Annotated in this window: 26 protein-coding genes; 3 read left to right on the forward strand and 23 right to left on the reverse strand. The window is 64.2% G+C overall.

Translation table 11 applies throughout. The annotated features are described in order from the left end of the window. The first annotated feature begins 46 nt into the window (after positions 1-46). The 3 genes from NLI84_RS14560 to NLI84_RS14570 are packed head-to-tail and all read left to right on the forward strand — an operon-like array spanning position 47 to position 3,967. Complete coding sequence (locus tag NLI84_RS14560; protein ID WP_255991299.1) at positions 47-1,840, forward strand: extracellular solute-binding protein; 1,794 nt, start codon at positions 47-49, stop codon at positions 1,838-1,840. A gap of 43 nt (positions 1,841-1,883) precedes the next feature. Further along, a complete protein-coding gene (locus tag NLI84_RS14565) occupies positions 1,884-2,939 on the forward strand; it encodes a microcin C ABC transporter permease YejB (protein WP_255991300.1) in 1,056 nt (351 codons plus the stop codon). After that, positions 2,936-3,967: an ABC transporter permease gene (locus NLI84_RS14570; protein WP_255991301.1), complete on the forward strand. Its 1,032-nt coding sequence runs from the start codon at positions 2,936-2,938 to the stop codon at positions 3,965-3,967. Before NLI84_RS14565 ends, NLI84_RS14570 begins: the two co-directional genes overlap by 4 nt. A gap of 189 nt (positions 3,968-4,156) precedes the next feature. On the opposite strand, the gene NLI84_RS14575 is transcribed toward NLI84_RS14570, so the two are convergent. The 23 genes from NLI84_RS14575 to aroQ all read right to left on the reverse strand — a co-directional run bounded on the left by NLI84_RS14575 (position 4,157) and on the right by aroQ (position 24,718). Next, on the reverse strand, positions 4,157-4,483 hold the full coding sequence (locus tag NLI84_RS14575; RefSeq protein ID WP_255991302.1) for a hypothetical protein: 327 nt from the start codon (positions 4,481-4,483) through the stop codon (positions 4,157-4,159). Beyond that, positions 4,476-4,967 carry a hypothetical protein gene (locus tag NLI84_RS14580; protein ID WP_255991303.1) on the reverse strand — a complete coding sequence of 164 codons (492 nt, stop codon included), beginning with the start codon at positions 4,965-4,967 and terminating at the stop codon, positions 4,476-4,478. Before NLI84_RS14580 ends, NLI84_RS14575 begins: the two co-directional genes overlap by 8 nt. 23 nt (positions 4,968-4,990) lie before the next feature. Beyond that, a complete protein-coding gene (locus NLI84_RS14585) occupies positions 4,991-5,581 on the reverse strand; it encodes an LURP-one-related family protein (RefSeq protein WP_255991307.1) in 591 nt (196 codons plus the stop codon). Positions 5,582-5,585: 4 nt separating this feature from the next. Continuing rightward, on the reverse strand, positions 5,586-6,449 hold the full coding sequence (locus tag NLI84_RS14590; protein WP_255991309.1) for a hypothetical protein: 864 nt from the start codon (positions 6,447-6,449) through the stop codon (positions 5,586-5,588). A gap of 15 nt (positions 6,450-6,464) precedes the next feature. Continuing rightward, positions 6,465-10,841 (reverse strand): DNA repair ATPase, encoded by a 4,377-nt coding sequence (locus tag NLI84_RS14595; RefSeq protein WP_255991311.1) that lies wholly within the window; start codon positions 10,839-10,841, stop codon positions 6,465-6,467. A 54-nt stretch (positions 10,842-10,895) separates the two neighbouring features. Continuing rightward, positions 10,896-11,444, reverse strand: coding sequence for a TFIIB-type zinc ribbon-containing protein (locus NLI84_RS14600; RefSeq protein ID WP_255991312.1), 549 nt, complete (start codon positions 11,442-11,444; stop codon positions 10,896-10,898). Between the two features lie 15 nt (positions 11,445-11,459). Then, positions 11,460-11,729: a hypothetical protein gene (locus NLI84_RS14605; protein WP_255991314.1), complete on the reverse strand. Its 270-nt coding sequence runs from the start codon at positions 11,727-11,729 to the stop codon at positions 11,460-11,462. A 13-nt stretch (positions 11,730-11,742) separates the two neighbouring features. Continuing rightward, positions 11,743-13,815 (reverse strand): flotillin family protein, encoded by a 2,073-nt coding sequence (locus NLI84_RS14610; RefSeq protein WP_255991316.1) that lies wholly within the window; start codon positions 13,813-13,815, stop codon positions 11,743-11,745. 91 nt (positions 13,816-13,906) lie between these two features. Further along, on the reverse strand, positions 13,907-14,521 hold the full coding sequence (locus NLI84_RS14615) for a ubiquinone biosynthesis protein (RefSeq protein WP_255991318.1): 615 nt from the start codon (positions 14,519-14,521) through the stop codon (positions 13,907-13,909). A gap of 25 nt (positions 14,522-14,546) precedes the next feature. Next, the gene (locus NLI84_RS14620) at positions 14,547-14,825 is read right to left on the reverse strand and encodes a PaaD-like zinc ribbon domain-containing protein (RefSeq protein ID WP_255991320.1); all 279 of its coding nucleotides are present in this window, start codon (positions 14,823-14,825) and stop codon (positions 14,547-14,549) included. Then, complete coding sequence (locus NLI84_RS14625; protein WP_255991321.1) at positions 14,826-15,173, reverse strand: hypothetical protein; 348 nt, start codon at positions 15,171-15,173, stop codon at positions 14,826-14,828. Further along, positions 15,170-15,880, reverse strand: a complete 711-nt coding sequence (locus NLI84_RS14630; protein ID WP_255991322.1) for a PspA/IM30 family protein — start codon at positions 15,878-15,880, stop codon at positions 15,170-15,172. The genes NLI84_RS14625 and NLI84_RS14630 overlap by 4 nt, the downstream gene beginning before the upstream one ends. A 16-nt stretch (positions 15,881-15,896) precedes the next feature. Then, a complete protein-coding gene (locus NLI84_RS14635; RefSeq protein WP_255991323.1) occupies positions 15,897-16,310 on the reverse strand; it encodes a DUF2170 family protein in 414 nt (137 codons plus the stop codon). Between the two features lie 260 nt (positions 16,311-16,570). Beyond that, positions 16,571-17,362 carry a DUF3025 domain-containing protein gene (locus NLI84_RS14640; RefSeq protein ID WP_255991325.1) on the reverse strand — a complete coding sequence of 264 codons (792 nt, stop codon included), beginning with the start codon at positions 17,360-17,362 and terminating at the stop codon, positions 16,571-16,573. Further along, the gene (locus NLI84_RS14645; protein WP_255991326.1) at positions 17,362-17,838 is read right to left on the reverse strand and encodes a hypothetical protein; all 477 of its coding nucleotides are present in this window, start codon (positions 17,836-17,838) and stop codon (positions 17,362-17,364) included. Before NLI84_RS14645 ends, NLI84_RS14640 begins: the two co-directional genes overlap by 1 nt. 122 nt (positions 17,839-17,960) lie before the next feature. Next, a complete protein-coding gene (gene tpx / locus NLI84_RS14650; RefSeq protein WP_255991327.1) occupies positions 17,961-18,461 on the reverse strand; it encodes a thiol peroxidase in 501 nt (166 codons plus the stop codon). A gap of 89 nt (positions 18,462-18,550) precedes the next feature. Then, complete coding sequence (tpx, locus tag NLI84_RS14655) at positions 18,551-19,078, reverse strand: thiol peroxidase (protein WP_255991329.1); 528 nt, start codon at positions 19,076-19,078, stop codon at positions 18,551-18,553. Between the two features lie 78 nt (positions 19,079-19,156). Beyond that, positions 19,157-20,227: a DUF3426 domain-containing protein gene (locus tag NLI84_RS14660; protein ID WP_255991331.1), complete on the reverse strand. Its 1,071-nt coding sequence runs from the start codon at positions 20,225-20,227 to the stop codon at positions 19,157-19,159. Positions 20,228-20,296: 69 nt separating this feature from the next. Continuing rightward, on the reverse strand, positions 20,297-21,184 hold the full coding sequence (gene prmA, locus NLI84_RS14665; RefSeq protein ID WP_255991332.1) for a 50S ribosomal protein L11 methyltransferase: 888 nt from the start codon (positions 21,182-21,184) through the stop codon (positions 20,297-20,299). After that, the gene (locus NLI84_RS14670; protein WP_255991333.1) at positions 21,153-22,148 is read right to left on the reverse strand and encodes a S41 family peptidase; all 996 of its coding nucleotides are present in this window, start codon (positions 22,146-22,148) and stop codon (positions 21,153-21,155) included. Before NLI84_RS14670 ends, prmA begins: the two co-directional genes overlap by 32 nt. Before the next feature lie 113 nt (positions 22,149-22,261). Next, positions 22,262-23,626: an acetyl-CoA carboxylase biotin carboxylase subunit gene (gene accC, locus NLI84_RS14675; protein ID WP_255991335.1), complete on the reverse strand. Its 1,365-nt coding sequence runs from the start codon at positions 23,624-23,626 to the stop codon at positions 22,262-22,264. A gap of 134 nt (positions 23,627-23,760) precedes the next feature. Beyond that, positions 23,761-24,222: an acetyl-CoA carboxylase biotin carboxyl carrier protein gene (accB, locus tag NLI84_RS14680; protein ID WP_255991336.1), complete on the reverse strand. Its 462-nt coding sequence runs from the start codon at positions 24,220-24,222 to the stop codon at positions 23,761-23,763. Positions 24,223-24,259: 37 nt separating this feature from the next. Then, positions 24,260-24,718, reverse strand: a complete 459-nt coding sequence (gene aroQ, locus NLI84_RS14685; protein WP_255991337.1) for a type II 3-dehydroquinate dehydratase — start codon at positions 24,716-24,718, stop codon at positions 24,260-24,262. Positions 24,719-24,910 lie beyond the last annotated feature (192 nt).

Raw genomic sequence — 24,910 nt, forward strand, 5'->3', positions numbered from 1 at the left:
ACTGCCCGGCATCGACCCTGACGCGTGTGCAGGCTATGATCAAAGCATGCTGCGCTCCCTGCCCGCCTTGTTGTTCGCCGCCGTCTTGCTGGCACCTGCCGCCCGCGCAGGCCATGCCATTGCGCTGGGTTACGAGCCCAAGTATCCGGCGGGGTTCAGTCATTTCGACTACGTGAACCCCGATGCGCCCAAGGGGGGCGCGCTGCTATTGCCCAATCCGGATCGGCGCACCAGCTTTGACAGCTTCAATCCCTTCTTGCTCAAGGGCACGTCGGCGGCGGGGCTGGGCAACCTGATGTTCGAGAGCCTACTCATCGGCAGCGACGACGAGCCTGCCAGCAGCTACGGCTTGCTGGCCGAGGATGTGAGCGTGGATCAGGACGGGCTTGCCGTCACGTTCCGGCTCTATCCCAAGGCGCGGTTCAACGATGGCAGCCCGGTGACGGCCGCCGACGTGAAATACAGTTTCGACATACTGAACAGCAAGCTGGTGTCACCGCAGTATCCGGCGCTGCTCGCCGATGTGAAGGAGGCGCGCGTCATAGACAAGCACACCGTGCGCTACCAATTTCGTCGTCGCAATCCCGAATTGCCCATCATCATTGGCGGTCTGGCGGTGTTCTCCAAGCGCTGGGGCGCGGGCAAATCGTTTGACAAGATCGCGCTGGAGCGACCGATCACCAGCGGTCCTTACTTGATCGAGCAGTACCAGAACGGGCGCCAGCTCACCTATCGGCGCAATCCCGACTACTGGGGCAAGGATCTGCCCACCCGTCGCGGGATGTTCAACTTCGATCGCATCACCTACCGCTACTACAAGGACGAGGTGGCGCGGCTGGAGGCGTTCAAAGCCGGCGAGTTCGATTTCATCGTCGAGTACAGCGCCAAGAACTGGGTGCGCCAATACATCGGCAAGCAGTTCGATGCGGGCGAACTCGTCAAGACCACGTTCAAGCACCGCAACACCGCCGGCATGCAGGGTTTCATCCTCAATACGCGCAGGCCGCAGTTCGCCGATCTGCGGGTGCGGCAGGCGCTGGCGCTGGCGCTCGATTTCGAGTGGATGAACCGCCAGTTCTTTTACAACCAGTACATCCGGCTCGACAGTTACTGGTCCAACAGCGAGCTCGCCGCGCACGGCCTGCCGGGCGAGGACGAGCTCAAGCTCTTGGCGCCGCTGCGCAAACGGCTCGACCCCAAGGTGTTCGGTCCGGCGCCGATCCCGGCGACGACGACGGCGCCCTCCAGCCTGCGCGACAACCTGCGCCAAGCGCGTGAATTGCTGGCCGAGGCGGGCTGGACCTATCGCGACGGGGCGCTGCGCAACGCCGAGGGTCAGGCATTCGAATTCGAGTTCCTCGACGATTCGGGTCCCATGCTGCGGGTGTTTCTGGCCTATGCACGCAATCTGGAAAAGCTCGGCATCCACGCGCGGCCGCGTCAGGTCGACTACGCGCTCTACCAGCGACGCATGGACAGTTTCGATTTCGACATGACCACCATGCGCTTCGCCGACAGCCAGAGCCCCGGCAACGAGCTGTATGACTATTACGGCAGCAAGGCGGCAAGAACCCCGGGCAGCGCCAATTTCACCGGCGTGAAAGATCGCGCGGTCGATGCCCTGATCGATAACGTGATCGTCAGCGAGACCCGTGCCCAGCGCGTCACGGCGGTGCGTGCGCTCGATCGGGTGCTGCGTCAGGGCGCGTATGTGATTCCGCAGTGGTTCAGCGCCGAGCATCGCGTGGCATACCGCAAGCGGCTGTCGCCGCCGGCCACGCTGCCGCTCTACTATTCGCCTGAACCGTGGATGGTGTCGACCTGGTGGATACGGCCATGATGCGGTGCGTAGCGGACCCCTGGATGCGCGAGGCGGCTTGACCATGTGGCACTACATTCTGAAGCGGCTCGTGCTGATGATCCCCACGCTGTTCGGCGTGCTGCTGATGGCGTTCGCCATCGTGCAATTCGTTCCCGGCGGGCCGGTTGAGCAGCTGGCCTACGAGATGAAGGGCCGCAATGTGGGCGGCGAGGCAGCGGGAGGCACCCGCAGCACCCTCTACCAAGGCCAGCGCGGACTGAACGACGAGCAACTGGCTGAGATCCGCAAGATGTATGGCTTCGACAAGCCGGTGATCGCGCGCTTCTGGGATCTGGTCAAGCGTTGCGCCACATTTGATCTGGGCGAGAGCTATTACCACCACCAGAGCGTGTGGTCGCTGATGGTGTCCAAGTTGCCGGTGTCGATCTCGCTCGGGATCTGGACTTTTCTCCTGACCTATCTGATCTCGGTGCCGCTCGGCGTCGCCAAAGCGATGCGGCACGGCAGCCAGTTTGATCTGGCGACGACCCTGATCCTCATGGTGGGCTATGCCATTCCCGGCTTCGTGCTCGGCGTGGCACTCCTGGTGCTGTTTGGCGGTGGCAGCTTCTGGCAGATGTTTCCGCTGCGCGGCCTCACTTCGGACGACTGGGAGCAGCTCTCGCTCTTGGGCAAGATCACCGACTACCTGTGGCACGTGGTCCTACCGGTGACCGCGATGGTGCTCGGCAGCTTCGCCACCGTGACCATGCTGACCAAGAACAGCGTGCTGGAGGAAATCCGCAAGCAATACGTGCTGACCGCCCGCGCCAAGGGGTTGGGCGAGCGGCAGATCCTGTATCGCCACGTATTTCGCAACGCCATGATTCCCATCGTCACCGGTTTTCCAGCCGCTTTCGTCGGCGCCTTCTTCACCGGCAGCCTGCTGATCGAAACGCTGTTTTCGCTCGATGGTCTGGGATTGCTGTCGTATGAATCGGTGATCCGCCGCGATTACCCAGTGGTCCTGGGCTCGCTCTATCTGTTCGCGCTCTTGGGTCTGTTTACCCGGTTGCTGTCCGATCTCTGTTACGTTCTGGTCGATCCGCGCCTGCGTTTCGAGGGGAGCGCGCGATGAAGCCTGCAGTTGCCCGTGGGCCCTGGGGGCGCGCCTGGAACCGCTTCAAGGCGCAGAAACTCGGCTACTACAGCCTGTTGCTGTTCCTCCTGATGCTGGTGCTCAGTAGCGCCGCCGAGCTGATCTCCAACGACAAGCCCATCCTCGTGCGCTACCAGGGACAGTGGTACGTGCCTTTGCTGAACGACTACGCCGAGACGACCTTCGGCGGCGACTTCCCGACGCCTGCCGATTACCATGATCCTTTCGTGCTGCAGCAGATCACCGGGGGCGACAATTGGGCGCTGTTCACGCCCAACCGCTACGGGCCCAACACGCTCAACTACTTTGCCAGCAAGCCCAATCCGGCGCCGCCCTCAAGCGAGAACTGGCTGGGAACCGACGAGAAGGGTCGCGACGTGCTGGCGCGGCTGCTCTACGGTTTTCGCATCTCGGCGCTGTTCGGGCTCGCGCTCACCTTTGTTGGCACGCTGCTGGGCGTCATCATCGGCGCGCTGCAAGGCTATTTCGCAGGCAGGATCGATCTGATCGGCCAGCGGCTGATCGAGGTCTGGGGGGCGCTGCCCGAGCTCTACCTGCTGCTGATCATCGTGTCGATGTTCGAGCCCAGCATTTGGGTGCTGTTCGTCGTCTTGTCGCTGTTCGGCTGGATGCTGATGTCGGACTATGTGCGCGCCGAATTTCTGCGCAATCGCAACCTCGAATACGTGACCGCTGCCCGCGCGCTGGGGCTGTCGGATTGGCAGATCATCCGCCGCCACTTGCTGCCCAATTCGATGACCTCGGTGATCGCGTTCCTGCCGTTTCGCAAGTCCGCCGCCGTGCTGGCACTGACCGCCTTTGATTTCCTGGGCCTCGGCGTGCCGCCATCGACCGCGTCGCTGGGCGAATTGCTGGCGCAAGGCAAGGCCAACCTCGATGCGTGGTGGATTTCGCTCTCCACCTTCGCGGTGCTGGTCAGCCTGCTCTTGTTGCTGGTCTTTATCGGTGAAGCCGCTCGTGCGGCGCTGGACCCGCGGGCGGATTGACGCGCTTGGCGCCGCTCACAAACCCCGGTGCAACGATGCTGGCAAGACGCGAGAAACGCCCTGAAAGGTGATAAACCGGGTTCCTTTCGCTCGCACTGAAAAGCGGTGAACCGGACTCCCTTCGGTCGCACGCAGTACAAGGCGTACGACCAGTGTGCAACGCGGCCAGCGGGGTTTTGTTAGCAGCGCTTAGAAGAAGAAAGGCACGAAGACCATGACCAGGCAGGCGATCCAGCCGTAGCCGAGCACCCGGGTGGCGCGGCACCAGAACCGGTGGCGCTGGCTGGGCAGCTCGGCGATGTAGGTCGAGCGCAAGAGCGGCGGCATCACCGTGAGCGCCCTGAATTCCTGGCCGATGTTGCTGTCCATGGCACCGAGAATCTCATCGACGAGCTTGGGGTAGTGGCGCTGGAACGTGTCGTAGAGCCGCACGCACAGGTAGAGGTAGGCGAGCGAGCCCAGCAGCGTGCCGAGGATGCAGTAGCCGATCACATACTCGATCAGGAACTCACGCATGCACGGGCTCCCCGGCGGCTTGTGCGGTATCGCCGATGTGTCGCGCCATATAGAGGTAAAGCGCGATATACCAAGCCATGGCAAATAGCTTGAATGCCACGTCGGACCAGCCCTCGGCGGCGGGATGGAAGGCTGCCAGGATACCGAGCAGCACTCCGATCGCTATGACGCCGACCACCATCACCACCATGAAATGCAGCATCGCGACAAAGCCGATGCTCAGGTACTTGGCGAGGAACTGTGTGCCTTGCTTGCCCCCATTGGCGTTGAAGCACCACCAGGTGCCCCAGATCGGAATGGCGATATTGGTCGCGGTGCCAAGGTAACGCCAGAAACCGCTGCTGTCGTCGGGGTAGTAGCCGATCAGCTCGACTGCGGCGGCGCTGAGCGCAACGTAGATCAACAGGTAGAGAAACAGCTGGTACTCGGAGAGGCCCTGCGTGCGCAGGCTCTGCTTCAGCGGCTGGAGTCGCCAGAAATACATGGGCTACCTCGATTCGTGGGAGTTCAGCCGCGGGCGCGTTCGAGCAACAGCAGCATGGTCAGCGCCAGCGTGATCGCGCGTTCGGGCTCGTCACCCAGTGCTGCCACGCGCTCCAGTGAGTAGCGGCCTTCGAAAAACGCCGCTTCCTTGCGCAGGCTCATCAGCAACCTGCCGCTGCGATCGTGTACGTCGTATTGCGGATGCAGGAAATAGCCGGAGAGCATGCCGACCACCGGGATCTCCTCGACGAGGCCATTGACGAAGCGCACCCAGGGGTTGGCTTCGCTGACCTGCAGCGTGCCGAGACTCGGCAGCTCGATCTCGTAGCTGGCGCGCCATAGCGAGCGCATGCCGCGCCGGCGCAACTGCGCCAGCCTGCTGCCCGCCTGGTCGGTGACGTTGTAGCTGGCCGAGAAATCGATGATGCGATCGGCGTCGATGCGATAGAGCGGCCGGGTCTGCGCCTCGTCGGCGAACAGCGTGACCGCTTCCTTGAACTTGAACAGCTTCTGTTTGGCATGGAACAGCAGCGCGCCGTCCGCGTCGCGGGCGGACAGCTGCTGGGCGATCGCGAGAACCTTGAACGAAAACTCGACGGGAAAGCGGATGGACATGGCTTTACTCCGTGGTGTCGGCCTTGGCCGGCTTTCTGGTGGCGCGATTGAGCGTCGCGTCCATGGTCTTGATCTGCTCGCCGATCTGTTTCACCTTGTCCCAGATGTCATGGTCGAGCCGGATCTTGTGCTGCATGGCGCTGATCACCGGGATCAAGGCGTTTTCATAGGCATGGCCCAGCGCCTGCAGCACCGACAGCAGCTCCGGTTGCGGTGGCACGGTGATTTGCGGCTGATTGCCCCGCAGCGTGTTCTCCAGCGCGACGAGGCCATCGCGCCAGGTGCGGGCCAAGAGCTGGTTGCTGGTCTCGCCGCTGGCCAAGTGCTTTTCGATCTGCGCGATGGCGGTGGCGATCTGCTGGCCGCTGTCCTGGTTGGCGAGCCGTTCGCTGATGTCGCCAAGCGCTGCCACGATGTGCGACGCCTGCTGCGCCAGCTTGGTCGCGCCATCCGTATCTGCGCCGCCCATGCGCTTGTGGTGCAGGAAATCGCGCTTGATCTGCGCCCAACGCTCGGCTTCTTCGCTGCTGAGCGCCCCTTGCAGCTCGGCCAGCTTCAACAGGTTTTCCTCGGCGCCGTGGGTGAGCGTCTGCGCCTCGCCGAGGTAGTGGTCGCGCACCATGGCGGCGAGCTCGGTCTCGTTCATGATGGCGGAGACCTTGATCGCCAGCTTGGCCATGTTGCGATAACTGCCCTGCAGCTTGAATGGCGGCTCGACGCGGTAGGCATCGGCCTGCGCCGCCGAGGCGATATAGGCGGCATTCACCTTCATCAGCACTTCGCGCACGGCAAAGAGCTTTTGCAGCACGGCGACGATCTCGCCGGCCTCGGCGGCGCTGTAGCCGTGCTTGAAGTCGGTCAGCGGCACGGCGTCGCCGCCGGCCTAGCGCAGGAACAGCTGGATATCGGCCGGATCGCGGTTGGCCAGCGGCGCCAGCACCGGGTTGGCGGTGAGGCTGTTCTCGATGTACGACAGCGCGAACAGGTGTTCCTTGCCCGAGAGCACATCGCCCAGGTTGTAGATGTCGGCGCGGTTGGCCAGCATGTCCGGAATGCGGAAGGCCTCGCCCGATTCGGTGTATGGGTTGCCGGCCATGACCACGCAGAAGCGCTTGCCGCGCAGGTCGTAGCTCCTGGCTTCGCCTTTCCAGATGCCCTCGATGCGGCGGGTGCCGTCGCACAGCGCGATAAAGCGTTGCAGGAATTCGGGCGAGGTGTGCTGGATGTCGTCGACGTACAGCATCACGTTGTTGCCCATCGCCAGGCCAAAGTTCAGCCGCTCCAGCTCCTGCCGTGCCGCGCTGCTGTCAGCCTGCGCCGGATCGAGCGAGGTCACCTTGTGGCCCAGCGCCGGGCCGTTCACCCGCACGAAGATCAGGCCCAGCCGGTTGGCGACGTATTCCATCAAGGTGGTCTTGCCGTAGCCCGGTGGCGAGATCAGCAACAACAGCCCCATCAGGTCGCCGCGCCGTGATTCGCCGGCGGTGCCGATCTGCTTGGCGAGGTTGTCGCCGATCAGCGAGAGGTAGACTTCATCGATCAGCTGGTTGCGCACGAAGCCGGACAGCGGCTTGGCTTGGTATTGCTCCAGCCGTAGCGCGCGGCGCGTGCTGTCGACGATGTCGTGGCGCAAGGCCTGCAGCGTATTGAACGCGGGCACGACCACCACATCGTGCTGCGCCAGCTTGGCGCGGAAGGTGTTGAGATCGATCGCGAGCGCGCCGTCCCGGATGGTTGGATGCTGGCCGACGAGGCCGCTCACGGCACCGGTCAGCGCCACGTTCACGCGCTGGCGCGGCAGCTCGGTCAGCAACAGCGCCGCCGCTTCAGTTGCGTAGCTGGCGGGCAGTTGCTGCTGCGCGGCCACCGCCTCGCACCAGGCGCAGGCTAGCTGCCAGCGCTCGTGCAGCGATCCGGTCTTGAGGCCATCGTGCAGCGTGCCGATCGCGCCGCGCCGTTCCAGCTGCTGGTTCAGCGCATCGACCAGTGTCTGCGCATCGGCGCTGCTGGCCCATTCGGCGCGGCCGGTGGTCAGCTCGGCCAACAGATAGTCGACGATGGCCTGCCGCAGCGCCACATCGAGCGCAAAGCCCTCGTGTTCGGTGAATTCGGCGAGCCGGGTGGCAAGGCTGTCCGCCAGCGTGAGCAGCGCCTTGTCCTGGCCGAATTCGTCACGGATGCGCCGTGCGTTCTCGGCACGGATGCGCCAGCCGGCCTTGTCGTTCTCCCAGATGCCGTGGGCCCAGAACAGCGCGGCGAGGCCGCGCGGTAGCGGGCCGAAACGCAGCAGCCCGGCCTCGCGGTCCATCGGCAGCAGCGTGGCGAGCAGCGCGGCGGCGTCCACGTCGTGCACGCCCTTCTGGTAGCCATCGTGGTAACGGGTGGCCGCGTAGTCGCGCACCAGCGGCAGCAGGCCGGTGTCCGCCAGCCGCGCCGCTTCCAGCGCGGCTGGATCGAGCTCGCCGGCGTGCATCGCGCACAGCATGCGCCAGGCCAGGTATTCGCCGCGGTAGACGGCCTCGGTTTCCGATACCAGCTGTTGTGCCCACCAGGGCTTGAGCGCGATCAGGCGCTCGTCGGCGAGCGGCTCGAAGTAGTCGGTGCCGGTCAGGTGCAGCGAGAGCGCGTCATCGCGATGGACCAGCGTCAGATCGAACGGCTGGGTGGTGACGGTGAAGGTGTGGCGGCCCAGGCGGATGCCGTCGGCGCTGAACAGATCGCCCTTGTCGCGCTGGATGCGCACCGCGTTATCGCGCAGCGTCTTGATCCGCGCTTCCAGCGTATCGGCCTGCACCGTGTCGTTCAGCTGGCGCAGGTCGCCAATCAGGCCGCGCAGCTTCTGCACCATGGCGTCGGCGGCGAAGTAGCTGTGCAGCTCTTCGGGCGAAGTGAAGCGGGTGAGGCGCTTCTCGATGCTCTCGACGATGCGGCGCGCGGCGGCGGCCAGCGATTGCGCGCGTTGCTGGCGCGCGTCGAGCAGGGCCTGGCGGCGGCTGGCGAATGCTTCGTACACCGCCTCGCGCTTGGCGACGATGTCGGCGAGGAAGGTCTCCTGGCTGCCAAAGCGCGTTTCCAGCTCCTCCAGCTGTGTCAGGAGCTGGGTCAGCGCCTCGTCGCACTTTTCCGGGCTGTCGGCGAGATCGATGGCATTGGCCACGCTTTGGCCAAAGAGCTTGAACTGCGCGCCGAACTCGGCGCTGGCTTCCTTCACCGCCAGGCTGTCGCGTCGTGCCCGGGCGGCGGCGCGCACCTGGTTCAGCCGGGCGTAGACCTCGCCGACATCGTCGAGAATCTGCGTGCGCACGGTGGCATCGCCACTTTCCAGCCCGGCCAGAAGCTCGGTCAACAGATCGAGCCCGCTGGCGGTGGTGTCGAGTGCCGAGAGTTGCGGCGTCAGCGCGGCGACGGTAGCTATGCCCGGCAGCTCGGTGGCGACCTTTTCCAGTTCGGCATGGTATTGCGTGAACGACTGCGGCCCGGCAAGAAAGCGGATGGTCTCGTCGGACAGCCGCTTTTGCTCGGCGGCGAGCCCGTCGTCGATCGCCTGCAGCCTGGCGCGATCGATGTAACGCTGCTCGGAGAGGCCCAGCAGCTCGCCGCGCAGCGCGCGCAAGCGCGCCAGCGCGTCGACGAACTGCTGCGGCGACTTCCAGATGGTGGCGGCGATGTCGGTGAGCAGTGCCTTGTTCTGCGTTTCCATCTTTGCCAGCGCCGTATCGGCGGCGTGGCGGATGGCGGTGACCTTGTCGAACTCGTCGAGCGTCAGCCTTGCGGTGTCGGCGATGGTCTTGAGCGCGGTGGCCAGCTGGCCGGCCTCGGCGCTGTCCAGCCAGAAATAGCTGTCGAGCAAGCGGGTGATGGCGCGGTTCAGGTCTTCATAGTGCAGCCGACTCGGGCTTTGTTCGCGCGTGGCGCGGGCGATGCCATAAAGCTCGGAGATGCCGCGCACCAGTTCGCCATTGCCGATGCGACCGTAGAAGCCGGCCGGCGGCGCGCTGGCGGCGTGCTCGTCACTGCAGAACGGCGTATTCCACAGCTGCATGGCGTGGGTGCGGGTCGGCTCTTCGCCTTCGGCGTTGAACAGCAGCACGCGGCCATCGTCGAAGCGCGCGTAGCCGTTGCTGAACAGCGGGGAGGACAGCGTCTTTTCGATCAGGTTGTACGCCAGCAGCGCCAACCGGCCCGCTTCGGGCTCGTAGAAGGCATAGAGCACGTCCTCGCCGTTGGGCGAGCGGATCATGCGCTTGAACTTCATGCCGGCCACATCGTCGGCGAAGGTCTTGTACTCGCCGCTCTGCAGGTAGCAGCCGCCGGGGAACACGATGCCGTGATCCTCGGGCAGCTGCACGCAGGAGGCACCGATGCCGTCGATACGCGTCACCTGCTGGGTGCGGGTATTGAAGACCAGGTAACGGTAGGCGGTTTCGCGGTAGGGCAGGATCTTGAGCAGGATCAGCGTGCCCAGCCGTGCGTAGCTGATGTCGGAGTCGGTCAGCGACTGGCTGCCGTCGTCGACCGGCTCGCTGTAGATGCCGCGGCCGACATCGGTATTGTTCTCGACCTTGATCGTCAGGTCGCCACCGATGGTTTCGACGAACAGCGTGTCGAGGATGTTGACGTGCGGGTGCTTGCCGTTGATGTGGTGCTCGCGCCCGGTGGCGATCCATTCGAAATCGTGCGATGGCGGCAGCACGATGTCGCGCTCGCCGCGGTTGTCGATGTACTGCACGCTGCCATCGCGATTCAGCTGCCAGCGGAACACGCGCAGATCACCGGCGCGCACGCCGATCTGGAACGCGGCCAGTAGTTTGTCGCCGGTGACGCGCAGCTGGCGCAGGTTGGCGTTCTTGTAATACGCGTAAAGCTCGCGAAAATCGCTGGTGAAGCGCGGATCATCGAGGAAGGTGCCGGTCGCGGGCACCGCCTCGAGCTCGACCGCCTCGCCTTCGCCGGTCAGCCGGTACAGGCTGAACACGTCGTCGATCCGCGTTTCCTTCCTGAGGCCGATGTAGACGTTGTAACCGAACAGCAGCAGCTCGCCGACGCGCACGATATCGCGTGCCACGCAGTTGTTCTCGGTACGGGCGCGGGTGCGGGCGATCAGCCGCAGCTCGGCGCGGCCGAACGCGGCCAGCCGTGCCTGGTTCAGCGTGCCAGCCTGCACCAATAGTGCTTCACCCTGCTGCGACAGCCGCTGCTTCAACAGCTCGTAGCCGCCGCTGGCAGCGATGTCCTGATCGATTTCCTGGGTGGTGCTCATCAACGATGACCTTGTAGACGGGGCAAGGGGTAGGCTCCGGGCTGATACCGGCGATCAGTGTGGCGCGGGGGCGGTTGTCAGCAAGAAAGCCAGCAGCACGGCGCGCTGCGGATGGCCTGCCAGCCAGGCGCGCACGCGTTGCGCTTCGGCGTAGTCCACATCGCCCAGCCGTGCGCGCCAGGTGGCATCGCGCCGCTCGCGCGATTCGCTCTCGCGCACCTCGCGCTGGCCGCGATCGCTGAGGATGTGCAACAGCGTGCGGGTCAAACCGTGTGCACGCAGCGCCGGCCACTCGTCGCCATCGAGCCAGACCTTGCGGCAGGCGCCGCAGCGATCGAGCCTGAATTTCAGATGCCCGGCCACGCGGTATTTCTGCAGCAACTGCGTACAGTCCGGGCAGCGCAGCGCGCGCGGCGAGGCTTCCTCGATCAGTTCGGCTGCTTTGCTCACCGCTTCGTCCGGTAGCGGCGGCGCCTGGTCGAGCCAGTGGCGATAGTCGCCGAGCCCGAGCCAGGTGCCCTGGCAGGTGGGGCACTGCTCGGCGACGAGCCCGGGCTCGATGGATTCGGGACGGGTTTCGGTATTGCAGCTCAGGCAAAGCATGCCCGCTCCTTGGTTTTACAGTTCGAAAGTGTTCTTGCGTTTCAAGATGCGGATCAGCGCATTGCTGCGCCTGGATTGCCGCCAGAGCTCGGCGCCGAGCACGGCGATCAGCAACCAGGGCGTCTGGTCGCGGATTGCCGGCACGAACTGCGAACCGAGAAAACCCAGCGCGGCTGCGCAGGCCACCACGGCGCCCGGCAGCAGCGAGCACGTGTAGCTCAGTGTTTGCCGATCCAGCGCATCACGCTCGGTGATCGCCACGAGTGGGTTGGGGGCGTGGGGCATCGTCGGCGCTCGCTTACTTGCGACCCAGCGAGCCCAGCAGCTTTTGCAGCGCATCGTGTGTTTCGGCGTTGCCATCCTTCATCACGCGTTGCAGCAGCGCGGCGGCGGACAGGTTCTGCAGCTCGTCGGCCGATTGGCCGAGGCCACCAAGCAGCTTGCCGGCGTCGTCGATCAGGTTGCGCTCGCCGGCGCGATGCGGCGCGGTGGCAAGCTGCAGCGTTTCGCTCTTGCCGATGGCGCCGTCGATGGCCTTGCCGATGCCTAGCGCGTTGACGAAGCGCTGGAAGTAGTCGCCCTCGCCACCGACGATGTCGATGCGCGCATTGCCCAGCGCCTTGCCCAGCACCTCGGCCTGTTCGCGGGCGATGCTGGTGTTGGCGTCGATGGCCTTGAGCGTCTGCACGTGGGCGTTGTCGAGCCGCATGCGGAATTCCTCGTGGGCGCGGGTGTCGTCGCTCATCGCCTTCATTGCTTCGAACTTCGAGTGCAGGCCCTTGGCTTCGGCGGCAAACTTGGCTTCGATCGCGTGCGCGTCGGCGGTCTTGACGTTCACGTCCGCCAGGCCCAGCTTCTCGCGGCCCGATGCTTCGGCTTCGAGCTTGAGGCGCAGCGCCTCGGCTTCGGCCTCGCCCATGCGGCTGACCGCGTCGGCGTCGGCCATCTTCACCTTGGCGGCAACCATGCCGTCCTTTTCCTTGGCATCGGCCGTCACCAGCATCACCTTGGCGTCCGCGAGGCCCGGTGCGGCGGACAGTGCTTCGACGCCTTCGGCCTCGCGCTTCTTGGCCTCGGCTTCCTTCTCGGCAACCTTGAGCTTGGCGTCGGCCAGCGTGGTTTCCTCGACGGCCTTGTGCTTGGCGCGGCGCTCCTCGGCTTCGGCCGCTTTCACGTCGACAACCAGCTTCTCTTCCGCGCGGGCTTCGGCGGCGATCACCGTGGCCTTGCGGGTGCGATCGGCCTCGGCAACCACGCGCAGTTCCTTGATTGCTTCTTCCTGCTCGGCCACCGTGCGCTCGACCACGATGCGCTCGCGGATCACGTCGGCGATGGCCTTCTTCTCGATCTCGATTGCCTTGTCGGCCTCGATGCCTTGCAGCGCCACTTCGCGCTCGCGGTCGACCACTTCCAGATCGCGGGCACGGGTGACTTTTTCTTCTTCGATGGCGACGGCGCGCTTGCGGTTGTTCTCCGCCACTTCCTTCTCGCGCTGCATGTTTTCCTGCTGCACGGCGATCAGCTGATCGGCCTGGATACGGGCGATCTCGGCCTTGGCGCGTTCCTCGGCGGCGACACGGTCGGATTCGGCCTGCTCGCGGGCGCGCACGGTGGCGATTTCGCGCTGCTGCCGGGCTTCGGCGTCGGCCTGCTGGCGTTGCAGTTCGAGGATGGTTTCGGCGGTCTCGACATCCTTCTTCTTGATCTGCATCTGCTCGTCACGCTGCAGCTGGTTGGTGGTGACGTGCTGCACGGCGGTGAGCTCGGTGATCTTGCGGATGCCCTGCGCGTCGAGGATGTTGTTGCGATCGAGCTTGTCCATCGGCGTCTGCTCGAGGTAATCGATCGCCGCGTCTTCCAGCACATAGCCCGAGAGGTTGTCGCCGATCTGGCGGATGATCTCGTCGCGGAACTTGTCGCGCGCCATGTAGAGATCCTCGAAGTCCATCGCCTTGCCGACGGTCTTCAGCGCCTCGGCGAACTTGGCGGCGAACAGCTCTTCCAGCGTCTCCTGGCTGGAGGCGCGCTCGCAACCGACGGTCTGCGCCACGCGCAGCACGTCCTCGGCGGTCTTGTTCACGTGCACGAAGAAGGTGACCTCGATATCGGCACGGATGTTGTCGCGACAGATCAGGCCGGCGTTGCCCGAGCGCTTGATGACGATGGTCTTGAGCGAGATGTCCATCAGTTCCATCTTGTGGATCACCGGGTAGACCATGCGGCCGGTAAAGGTGACCTCGGGCTCGGCGCGCAAGGTGTTCACGATCATGCCGCGGCCCTGTTCGACCTTGTGATAGAACTTCACGAACAGCAAGAAGGCACTGAAGATAAAGAAGGCGGCGATGACGATCGCCACGAGAATCGAAGTCATGGTTGCTCCCTGATAACGACAAGACGGCGGTGTGGGCCTGCTGCACAAGCAGGTCGATGAGTTATTGCGGGTGAGAGATGGAAAGGGCGGTTCAGGAGTCGTCGATGGCGGCGATGGTGTACACGCTGCTCGCCGCGTCGTAATCGACGATGACGGCGCGCGAGCCCTTGCCCAGCGCGTTGGGCATCTCGGCGCGCACGCGGATATTGATACCGGCGCCACCGGTGGCCACCTCGGCACGGCCGAAGCGCTCGGTCACTTCCAGCGTCAGCACCTTGCAGGCGCTGCCGACCAGTGCCGGGTTGCTGACCGCGTTGTGCGAGACGAACAGCCCGCGCATCGGCCGCAACACGGCGGCGGTGATGGGCAGCGCGATGGCGAAACTGACCAGCAGCACCACCACGCCGGCCACGTAGCGCAGCAGGTCGGGCAGCCACGTCAGCAGGTATTCGCCGGCGAGGCAGGACAGCAGCCAGCCGATCAGCGTGATCAGGCTGACCACGATGGAAAACGGCACCGCGCCCAGCCCCAGCGCCATCAACTTGCCCGAAAGATCGCCCAGCCCATGGGCATCGCTGTCCAGATCGAGCGCATCCACGTCGACAAATCCTGCCAGCGCAGCGATCCAGTACAGCAGCACCACGCCGAGCAGCACCGTCCAGATGGCGGTGGGGAAGCTGCTGATGGTGTCGAAGAAACGGCCCATGTTCATGTCCTAGGTTGCAACGTCGTTACGGCGAGGTGCTGCGCCACAGCGGATTCTTGCAGCGCTCGCAGCAATGCAGGCGCCAAGTTGAAGTCGGGCCGAACACGCCGGTGTCCAGGATTTCTGCACTGCCACAATGCACGCAGTGTGCTCGGGCACTGGCTGCGATATCCGGGTAGCGGGTCAGGTACTCGGCCTGGGTCGGAAAGCGATGCCACCAACCGGCGCGTACGGAGCGGAACTGCCAGCCAAACAGCAGCAGGGGCAAGAGGATCACGATGGCCAGCATCATCGCAGTGCTCATCTAGCGTTCTCCTCGCCCTGGGTTCTCGACACGCCGCGCGAACGCAAGCAGTTCCCGCAGTACCCGCTCCTTGATTTCCAGCCGCTGCTCGGGCGTGAGCCCGAAACGCTGACCGAGCGCGGCGTAATCCTCTTCGGACAGCGTGACGGTGAGCCGTGGCCGCTTGGGGCGGCTGGTGACCGCGAGCCCGAGCACCTGGCGGATCTGGTCCGAGTTGCTGAGGTTGTTGTCGAAGGCGGCGCGGCGCACCGCCTGCAACACCTCCTCTTCTACATCGAACGCCACCTGCACCGCGTGGATGGCCGGCGCCGAGCTTTCCCAGCGCGGCGGCAGCTTCTTCTGGCTCATTCGATGCGCTCACTGCCCGCGTCGCGCCGGGCCTTCAGCCGCGCCAGCACCGCCTCCTTGCGGTTGGCGTCCTCGCCGATGCCGGCGGCGGCAAGCTTGCGTTCCAGCGCCTTGTTGCCGAACTCGGCGTCGAGTTCCTCGGCGGCCTTCATCCGGTCGGCCATCAGCGTGTGGCGCTCCTTGATCCGCTCCAGCGATTCGCGCGCGCCGCCCAGTTTGGAGGCGCCGCTGCCCATGCTTTGCGAAATCGATTCGGTGGCGCGGTAGACGCTCTCGGTGGTCTTGGCCACCGCCAGTTCGCGCTCGTGTTCACGCACGCGGGTTTCGGCCTGGCGGATCAGATCCTTGAGGTTGACGATGTGCTGGGCGAAATCGGCCTGTGCGCGTTGCTGTGCGGTGTGCTCGGCCTCCAGTTCGGCGATGCGGCTGGCGACGTCGCCGGCGAGGTGGTCCTCAGCCTTGTCGAGTGCGGCGAGCGCGTGTTCTTCGAAGCGGGTGATTTCCCGCTCCAGCCGCTCGATCTCGCGTTCGGCGGCCTTTTCCTGAGCCATGACCAGCGTGAGATCCTGCTTGGCGCGAGCAAGCGCGGCCTTGGATTCGTGGATCTCCTGCTCGTAGATACGGGTGGCGTTGGCGTCGACGACGCTTTCGCCGATTTCGCGCGCGCTGCCTTTGAGCGCGGTGAGGATCTTGCTGAAGACGGACATCTCGTTCTCCTTGCGGTCAGTGCAGGTAGTCGGCCATGGCTTCGAGGGCATCGACGGCGTTGTCGCTCAGCGCGAGCAGATCCTGCGCCAGATCGTCGGCGCCGGCATTGCGTGCCAGTGCGCCATAGAGCAGGTACTTGTCGCCGATGCGGCCGAACGACGACAGCGGTATCGCCACGTTCAGATCGAGCATCGCTTCGAGCAGGGCAGTGCGACGCGCGCTGGCAATGTCAGCTTCGGTCCATAGGTAGCAAATACACAACAGCTGGCTGTCAGCTTCGGTGATGAAGATCGGCAGCTCCTCGCGCCCGCTGATCGCGACCTTGAAGACCACGACCTCGCCCGGTATGCGCTCGAGCTCGAACGCACCCAACTGGCCGGCAAGCCGTTGACCTGCCTCGGAAATCCGGTGTTGCAATGCTGTGTCCATGGCGACTCCTCGTGATGGATGCACTCAACATAAATGCCTCGACATATAATGTCAAGACATTTTATGTCGAGGTGTGCGACGCGATATCGGCGTTCTGACTGGGGGAGGGCAACGAAATGTGCGACGTATGATTGTAAGTATTTTACAGGGTTGCTTGCGACAGACTGAGATCGTGCCGTAATTCTGTCTATTGGCGCAAGCAAAATGCTGACGCTTCCGGCGTGCGCGCAACAAGGCCGTTCACCCGCAGGCGGGAAGAGTCAGTGGGTGACGCTCTGACGACCGCGCGGGCGAAAGTAGCCGGCGTCGTCGTAGAAGTGCGCATCCTGCTCGGGCCACCAGCCGGGAATGCCCAAATAGGGCAGGGGTGGCAGCTGGCGCGGCGTACGCAGCTCGCCAGCATCGATCAACATGGCGAGCTCGCCGTCGAGCAGGGCGAGACGTTCGGTGAGCGGCAGCCGGAAAAAGCCCGGGGTGACCCGGATCGGCCAGCACTTGCCGGTGAGACCGACAAAGGGTGCGAGCAGGTTCTCGAACGTGGCGTGGCCGAACACCAGCGCGTCGATCTGCCGACCCCAGGTCGCGCGTTGCCGGTTGAACAACGCATCCCATTCATGCTCGATGAGCAGCGCCAGCAGCTCGGGGTTGCTGTAGGGCAGGATCAGCCCGCATTCGTCGAACAGCGTGGCGGCGTCGCGCACCGGGCCGCGCGGGCCTTGCGTGGCGGCGGGCAGCTGCAGGTAATGCAGCGCGTTGAGCGCAGCCTTGGTGCGCGGGTAGCTGTGCCAGACCAGCGCATTGAAGCAGTCGTGCCAGTTGTCGCGCGTGGCGACGCGGCCGAGCTCGAAGATTTCGGCTTCGTAGTAGCGATCGAGCGTCTCGGGGTCGACACAGCGCAGCACGTGCCCAGACTGGGTATGCACGGGCGGCAGCCTCGCCCAATCGGCGAGCCGCGGCACCGTGGGCAATTGCTGCAGCAGCGGCGCCAGCAATGCAAAGGCCGGATGCTGAATGGCATCCGGCCACGGTAGACCACCGATGGACCCGCTCACTACAGCTTGCCGAGTTCCAGCCGGCCTTCACCCAGGATCTTGGCGTCGGCATTGGCTTCTTCCAGAGCCTTCACAGTCAGGAAATAGGCCTTGCCGGCATTGCACGGCGGCAGATAGTTGCCCTCTGCACCTTGCGGGCCGGACACCTGCGTGAAGCCGCCGGGCAATTTGCCCTGGGCCTGCACGCTGGGTACCTGGGCGCTGGCGACACCCTTGTTCACGGCGAACAGTAGCCGGCCATTGCTGCCACCGCCACGCTCGTTGAATTCGAGCAGGATGGCGCCGGTGCCTGCCGGCAGATCGAACACGTTGAGCGCCGGCGTGGAACCCTGGCCGCCGAGCTTGGCGCATTGCTGGCCGGGAGGGACGGCAACACCGTTCCAGGCCGGATTGGCGAAGCGCACCGTCAGGCGCGGTCCGGCCAGGGCTGGCAAGGTGGCGAGGGTGAGCAGGGCGCACAGCAGTTGGCGTTTCATGATCTCAATCCAAAATGACGACAGGGGCATACCTTGTTACGCGAATTGTAATGGATATGCCCCTGCTGTAACGGTGATCGAGTCAACAGCGTTGACCGCCATCACCGTGAAAACGCACGTAATCAGGCGAGGGCGCTAAGCGCGGTGCCGTAGTTCGGTTCATTCTTGATCTCGGCGACGAGCTCGGTGTGCAGCACCTTGTCATTTTCGTCGAGTACCACCACGGCGCGGGCGGCGACGCCGGTCAGCGGACCGGAGGCGACTTCAACGCCGTAATCGGCGAGAAACTGGCGGCCGCGCATCGTCGACAGCGTGACCACGTTTTCCAGGCCTTCGGCACCGCAGAAGCGGTTCTGTGCGAACGGCAGATCGGCCGAGATGCACAGCACCACGGTGTTGGCGAGCGCGCTGGCCGATTCGTTGAAGCGACGCACCGAGGTGGCGCAGGTGGGCGTATCGATGCTCGGGAAGATGTTCAGCACCTTGCGCTTGCCCGCGAAGCTGGCGAGCGACACGTCGGCCAGATCCTTGCCGACGAGGGTGAAGGGCTTGGCGCTGCTACCGACCGCGGGCAGCGCGCCATTGACGGTGACGGCGTTGCCGCCGAGGGTGACTTGGGACATTGTATTCTCCAGTGGGTTGAAACAAGGGGGGATGCAAAAGGCCCTGCCCAGGGGGCAGAGCCCATGATGATGACCCGACGTGATGACGATCAGGCTTCGGGGACGGGTGTTTCCACCGTGATCAGCTGTTCAACCATCGCCGTGTAATTGGGTTCGCCGTTGATATCCTGGACCAGCTCGGCATAGCGTACGGTGTCGTCGGTGTCGAGCGCGATCAGCGAGGTGGCCATCAACCCGGACAGCGGCACGTCCGTGATCATCACGCCATAGTCCTTATGAAAATCGCGGCCGCGCAGCGTGGAGAGCAGCTGCAGCCGGTACAGCCCTTCCTGCTGCGCCACGCGGGCCAGGGCGTAGGGCGTATCGACCGAGACCACGAGCACCACGGTGTTCTCGAGCTCCGGCGCGATCGCTTCCAGCCGCTTGGCGATGGCAAGCCCCACTGCCGCGTCGACGCTGGGTATCACGGCAATCACCTTGCGACGGCCCCAGTACTTGGAAAGCGGCACGTCCTGCAATTGGGTGTCGACCAGCATGAAGCTGTGCGCGGTATCGCCGACATGCGGGAAACGACCGCCTACGCTGATCGGCGTACCGTTGAGCATCACGGTGGCCATGCTGCACTCCTCGTTTTCTGGGTGGACGTTCCAGTATTGCCAGCGCTGAGCTTGAATACAAGGCCAGCAAGGCCGGGATCAGGGGTAGAACCAGTAGATGGTATAGCCGGTGGAAGAGAGATCGCCGAGATCGAGTTGCAGCTTGGCGTGCAGCTCGTCGTTTGAAGCCAGCTCGCTGCGGTTCTTCTCGCTGTTCACCAGGTATTCGGCGGGCTGGAAGCGCTTCTTAGCGACCACTTCCTCGTTTGCGTTGGTCAGCGTGAGTTCCAGCATCGGCAGGGCCTGGGCGTAGGGGGCCAGGTTGCGTACCGAGGCGGTCAGCTGCACCAGGTTGTTGTGATCGGGCAGGTAGGTGAGTTCGGAATAGTCCGAGCGCAGCAATTCGGCATTGCGCGGCAGCGGCATGGCGCAGTGCAGTTGTGCGCAGATGGCGATCAGCGGTGGGCGCAACCAGGGGAAATCGGTGGCGAGGCGGTTGCGATAGTGCAGGCCGACCTGAACGAGCAGGCCACCGATCAGCAACAGCAACAGTGGAATCGCCAGCCAGCGCCAGCGTGATGGTGGCTCGGGGGGGGTGAGCAGTGCTTCGTCTTCCAGCGAGCGGATCGGCCGGTATACCGAATTGAGCGTGAGCGGCGATTCCTTCAGTGCGGCCTTCAGGGCTTCCTGATCGCGCGGGTCGACCTTGGGCTTGCTGGACAAGGGCGGCAGCGGCTCCGGCGCTGGCAGCGGCAGTAACGCTTCCTGCTCGGCGGCAGCCTGTGCGGCAACGGCCTTGGCCGCAAGGCGTGCCTTGCGCGCCGCGATCACCATCTCGGCGACGCTGGGCTCCGGGACAGTATCTGCTGCCAGCGCGGGCTCGGGGTCCCGGGGCGGGGCGGGCGGCAAATTGATTGGCGGGGTCGCCTTGGCTGGCGCTTCTACCGGTTTCGGGGCCGCTTGGGGCGGTGGCGTAACCGCCGCGGGAGTCGGCGCCTCAGCGCGGACGGGGGCCTGCTCAGGTTCCGCCTGTGCTTCTTCCAGGCAGGCGCGTGCGTTGAATACGAAGCTGCACTTGCCGCAACGCACCTTGCCGCCGTGGGCGGCGAGCTGAGGCTCGCTCACCTTGAAGGCGGTCTGGCAATTGGGGCAGCGCGTCACATGGTTCATGGGGCTCGATTGTAGCGGGCTCTTGGGCGAGTGCAATCGCTGACTCGCAGAACCCTGCCGACTGTGGCGTCAGCGCTTGGTGCCGGACAGACAGACCCAGCCTTCCTCGACCTTGGGTTGCGCCAGATCGAACCACGCGCCGTAGATGGCGGCAACGTCCTCGGCCTGCTCGGCGAGGATGCCCGAGAGCGCGATGCGCCCGCCGGCGCGCACCCGGCTTGCCAGCATCGGTGCCAAGGCTTTGAGCGGATTGGTCAGGATATTGGCGATCACCACGTCGTATACGCCCTCAGGCGCGGCATCGGGCAGGAAGAATTCGATGGCCACATCGTTCTGCTCGGCGTTCTGGCGGCTGGCGACCATGGCTTGCGGGTCGATATCGACGCCATGCGTGGCGCCGGCGCCCACCTTCTTTGCCGCGATCGCGAGGATGCCCGAGCCGCAACCATAGTCGAGCACCGTTTCGCCGCCGTGCAGGCTGGCATCCAGCCATTGCAGGCACAGCCGCGTGGTGGGGTGGCTGCCGGTGCCGAAAGCGAGGCCCGGATCGAGCGCGATATTGATGGCGTCGGCGTCGGGTGCCTCGTGCCAGGTCGGCGTGATCCACAGCCGCTCGGAGATGCGGATGGGGTCGAACTGCGATTGCGTCAACCGCACCCAGTCCTGGTCTTCGACCTCTACGGTGTCGAACGCCGGCGTGGCGATACCAAGCTGATTGGCGGCAGCGACCACGGTCAGCGCCGGATCCATGTCGTCCCCCAGATGCGCGACGACGACGCTGTGGTCCCACATCTGGTCCACGGGCTCACCCGGCTCGCCGAAGATGGGCTTTTCTTCGTCGGTGCCGGCCGCGGCATCCTCGATGCTGACCGACAGCGCGCCCAGATCGAACAGCGCATCGGACAGCGCCTCGGCGTGCTTGGAGTCAGTTGTGATGCGTAGTTCGGTCCAGGGCATGGGAATTCCTTGTCAATTGTTCGACGGCCTGCCGCAGCAGCTCGTCGTCCGCCAACACGGCGGCAGAAAGCGGGTGATCGGGCGGGATGCCGATGCCGTCGATGCCTGCTCCCTGATCGATGCGAGAACTGCGGGAAGTGGGCATGAACAAGGTACGCCGGCCGCAAGGCAGGGGGAACGGCCTGACGTTGCCGTAGTCGAGTATCCCGGCGCTGGGCTCACCCAGCAGGGTGACGCGGGCACTTTGCCTTGCGGCGAGCAGGAACTGTTCAGCACTGCTACCAACTTTGCGGTCGGCGATGATCCAGGTTCGCTCTGGGCTGGGGTGAGATGTCACCGTCACCGTGGTGGTCATGGATGGCTCCTCCGACATGGATACCATCTCACCCGGGTGCTGGCGCAGGAGGGTGACCAGCGATTTGATGTATGCAACCAGATCGGGCGCCAGATCCGGCCTCCAGGTGAGGAGCGCTTCCCAGCTGGCAATATTGTCTGGCGTGGCGTACACCGCTATGTCGGCGATGGAGTAGGAACCGCAGAGCACATAGGGCAATAGCGCGTCGTAGCTATCGTCATTGCCGCCACTGTTGCCGCGCAGATCGATCACGAGATCGCTGCTGTGCTCCAACGCTTGCGCGTGCGCGGCGAGCAGCTGCTGCAGCGGCTGCCGCTGGCTGGCATCGAAACTGGGAATGCGCAACCAGGCAAGCTCACCATCGATGCGCAGCGTCGGCAGGCATGTGGGTGGGCTCGCTACTGAATCGCAGTCGTTGGCAAGCCCGAGGTGGCCGTCGGCAAACACGGCAAGATAGCGGCGGATTGCCGCATCGATGGCGTCGTCGCTGGTCGTCTCGGCGGTCAGCAAAGCGGCGCGGGCCTGCTCCAGCGTGCCGGTTGGCAGCCGTTGCGTCTTGTCGGCATAACCAGGGTAGTTGCGGATGACCAGCGAAATGACTGCGGCCATGTCTTGTGCCCCTGCACTGATGGGGCCATCAACAACGGTGGGAGAAAGCGTCATAGGGCATTGCAAAGCGCGCGTGATGAAGAAGAACCTGCTCTCATCACGCGCCTTCGGGTTTAGTTGCCTTCCAGCGCGACCCGGATTGCAGGCATCTGGTGTTCCAGATAATGGATGCTGGTGCCGCCCTTGGCGAACTCGGCATCCAGCAGCAGCTGCTGGTGCAGCGGGATGTTGGTGTGGATGCCTTGCACCACCATTTCGGACAGCGCGATACGCATGCGGGCCATGGCCTGCGCGCGGGTGTCGCCATAGGTGATGATCTTGCCGATCATGCTGTCGTAGTTGGGCGGTACGAAATAACCCTGGTAGACGTGCGAATCGACGCGCACGCCCGGACCGCCGGGCGTATGCCAAGTGGTGATCCGGCCGGGGCTGGGCACAAACTTGAGCGGATCCTCGGCGTTGATGCGGCACTCGATGGCGTGGCCCTTGAGCTTCACATCCTTTTGCGTGTACTGCAGCTTCAGGCCGGCGGCGATGCGGATCTGCTCCTGCACGATGTCGATGCCGGTGATCAGCTCGGTGACCGGGTGCTCGACCTGCACGCGGGTGTTCATCTCGATGAAATAGAACTCGCCGTTCTCATACAGGAACTCGAAGGTGCCGGCGCCGCGGTAGCCGATCTTGCGGCAGGCCTTGGCGCACGCTTCGCCGATCTTCTTGCGCTGGGCGTCGGTGATGCCGGGGGCCGGTGCTTCCTCGATCACCTTCTGGTGGCGGCGCTGCATCGAGCAATCGCGCTCACCCAGGTAAATGGCGTTGCCATGCTCGTCGGCCAGGATCTGGATTTCGACGTGGCGCGGGGTCTGCAGGAATTTCTCCATGTAGACCACCGGGTTGCCAAAGGCGCTCTGCGCCTCGCTCTGCGTCATCTCGACCGAGCGCAGCAATTCTTCCTCGGCATGCACCACGCGCATACCGCGTCCGCCACCGCCGCCTGCGGCCTTGATGATGACCGGGTAACCGACCTTCTTGCCGAGCGCAATGATGTCCTTGGGGTCGTCTGGCATGGCGCCGTCCGAGCCTGGCACGCAGGGCACGCCGGCCTTCTTCATCGCATCCTTGGCCGAGACCTTGTCGCCCATCAGGCGGATCGAGTCCGGACGCGGGCCGATGAAGACAAAACCGGATTCCTCGACGCGCTGGGCGAAATCGGCGTTCTCCGAGAGGAAGCCGTAGCCGGGGTGGATGGCTTGGGCACCGGTGACCTCGGCGGCCGAGATGATGGCGGCCATGTTGAGATAGCTCTGCGGCGACGGATTGGGTCCGATGCAGACCGATTCGTCGGCGAGCTTCACATACTTGGCTTCGCGGTCGATCTCCGAATGGACGACCACGGTCTTGATGCCCATCTCGCGGCAGGCGCGCAACACGCGCAGGGCGATTTCGCCGCGGTTGGCGATAAGGACTTTTTCAAACATCTTGGTTTTCCCGGGAAGAGGGAAGAGGGAAGAGGGAAGGGGAGGCTAAGGGGGCGAGACTGGGGAGGGTTGCACCCTTCCCCCTTCGCCCCTGCTGCGTCCGCGTGTCCCGGAGCTTCATCCTCTCCAAAGGATTAGCCAATCACGAACAGCGGCTCGCCGTATTCCACCGGCTGGCCGTTCTCGACCAGGATGGCCTTGATCACGCCGGCGTGATCCGCTTCGATCTCGTTCAGGAGCTTCATCGCCTCGATGATGCATAGCGTATCGCCGACATTCACCGATTGGCCCACTTCGACAAAAGACTTGGCGCCCGGCGAGGCCGAACGATAGAAGGTGCCCACCATCGGCGACTTGACGACAAAACCTTCCGGCAGGCCACCGGCTGCCGGGACGGCTTCGGCAACCGCCGCTGCGGCTACCGGCGCAACGGCAGGCGCGGACTGGTATTGCATAGGTGCCTGCGCGTAAACCGGCGCGGCGTTCTGATTGACGCGGGTGATGCGAACCTTCTCTTCGCCCTCGGTCACTTCAAGCTCGGCAATGCCGGACTCTTCGACGAGGTCTATCAGTTTTTTCAGTTTGCGCAGATCCATACGGCAACCCTTCTTGATGTATATGGGGTGCGTCCGCTCAGGACGCTAGTGGTATCGGATACTCGAGGGCAAAGGCGAGGGCATATTCATAGCCCTTGGCACCCAGCCCGCAGATCACGCCCACGGCGAGATCGGAAAAGAACGAATGATGGCGGAACGCCTCGCGGGCATGCACATTGGACAGATGCACCTCGATAAACGGCTTCTTCACCCCAGAGAGCGCATCGCGCAGCGCAACGCTGGTATGCGTGAACGCGGCCGGGTTGATCACGATCACATCGGTGCCGTCGTTCAGCGTGGCGTGGATGCGCTCGATCAACTCGTATTCGCGGTTCGACTGGAAGGTGTCGACCTTTGCGCCGGCGGCCTGGCCTTGAGCGACCAGTCGGGCATTGATCGTGGCAAGCGTATCCGCGCCATAATGCTGCGGTTCACGCACGCCCAGAAGATTGAGATTGGGACCGTGCAATACCAGTACCTTGCGGTCGTTCGGCATGGCCACCTCGTGTTGTTCTGTACTCCTGAGATGGGGCGGAGTTTGCCGAGGCGATTTCGCGTTGTCCAGCAAATTCGACGAAATTCCCGGTAGTTTTGCGATAAAACAAGTGTTTGATTTGTCTTGATTGCCAGTGTTGACGCGGGCTGTCGCCAGGTTAAGCTGCTACAATTTCCCGTTTCCTTACGGTGG

The organism is Chitinolyticbacter albus (assembly GCF_024437655.1).
Lineage (GTDB): Bacteria > Pseudomonadota > Gammaproteobacteria > Burkholderiales > Chitinibacteraceae > Chitinolyticbacter > Chitinolyticbacter albus.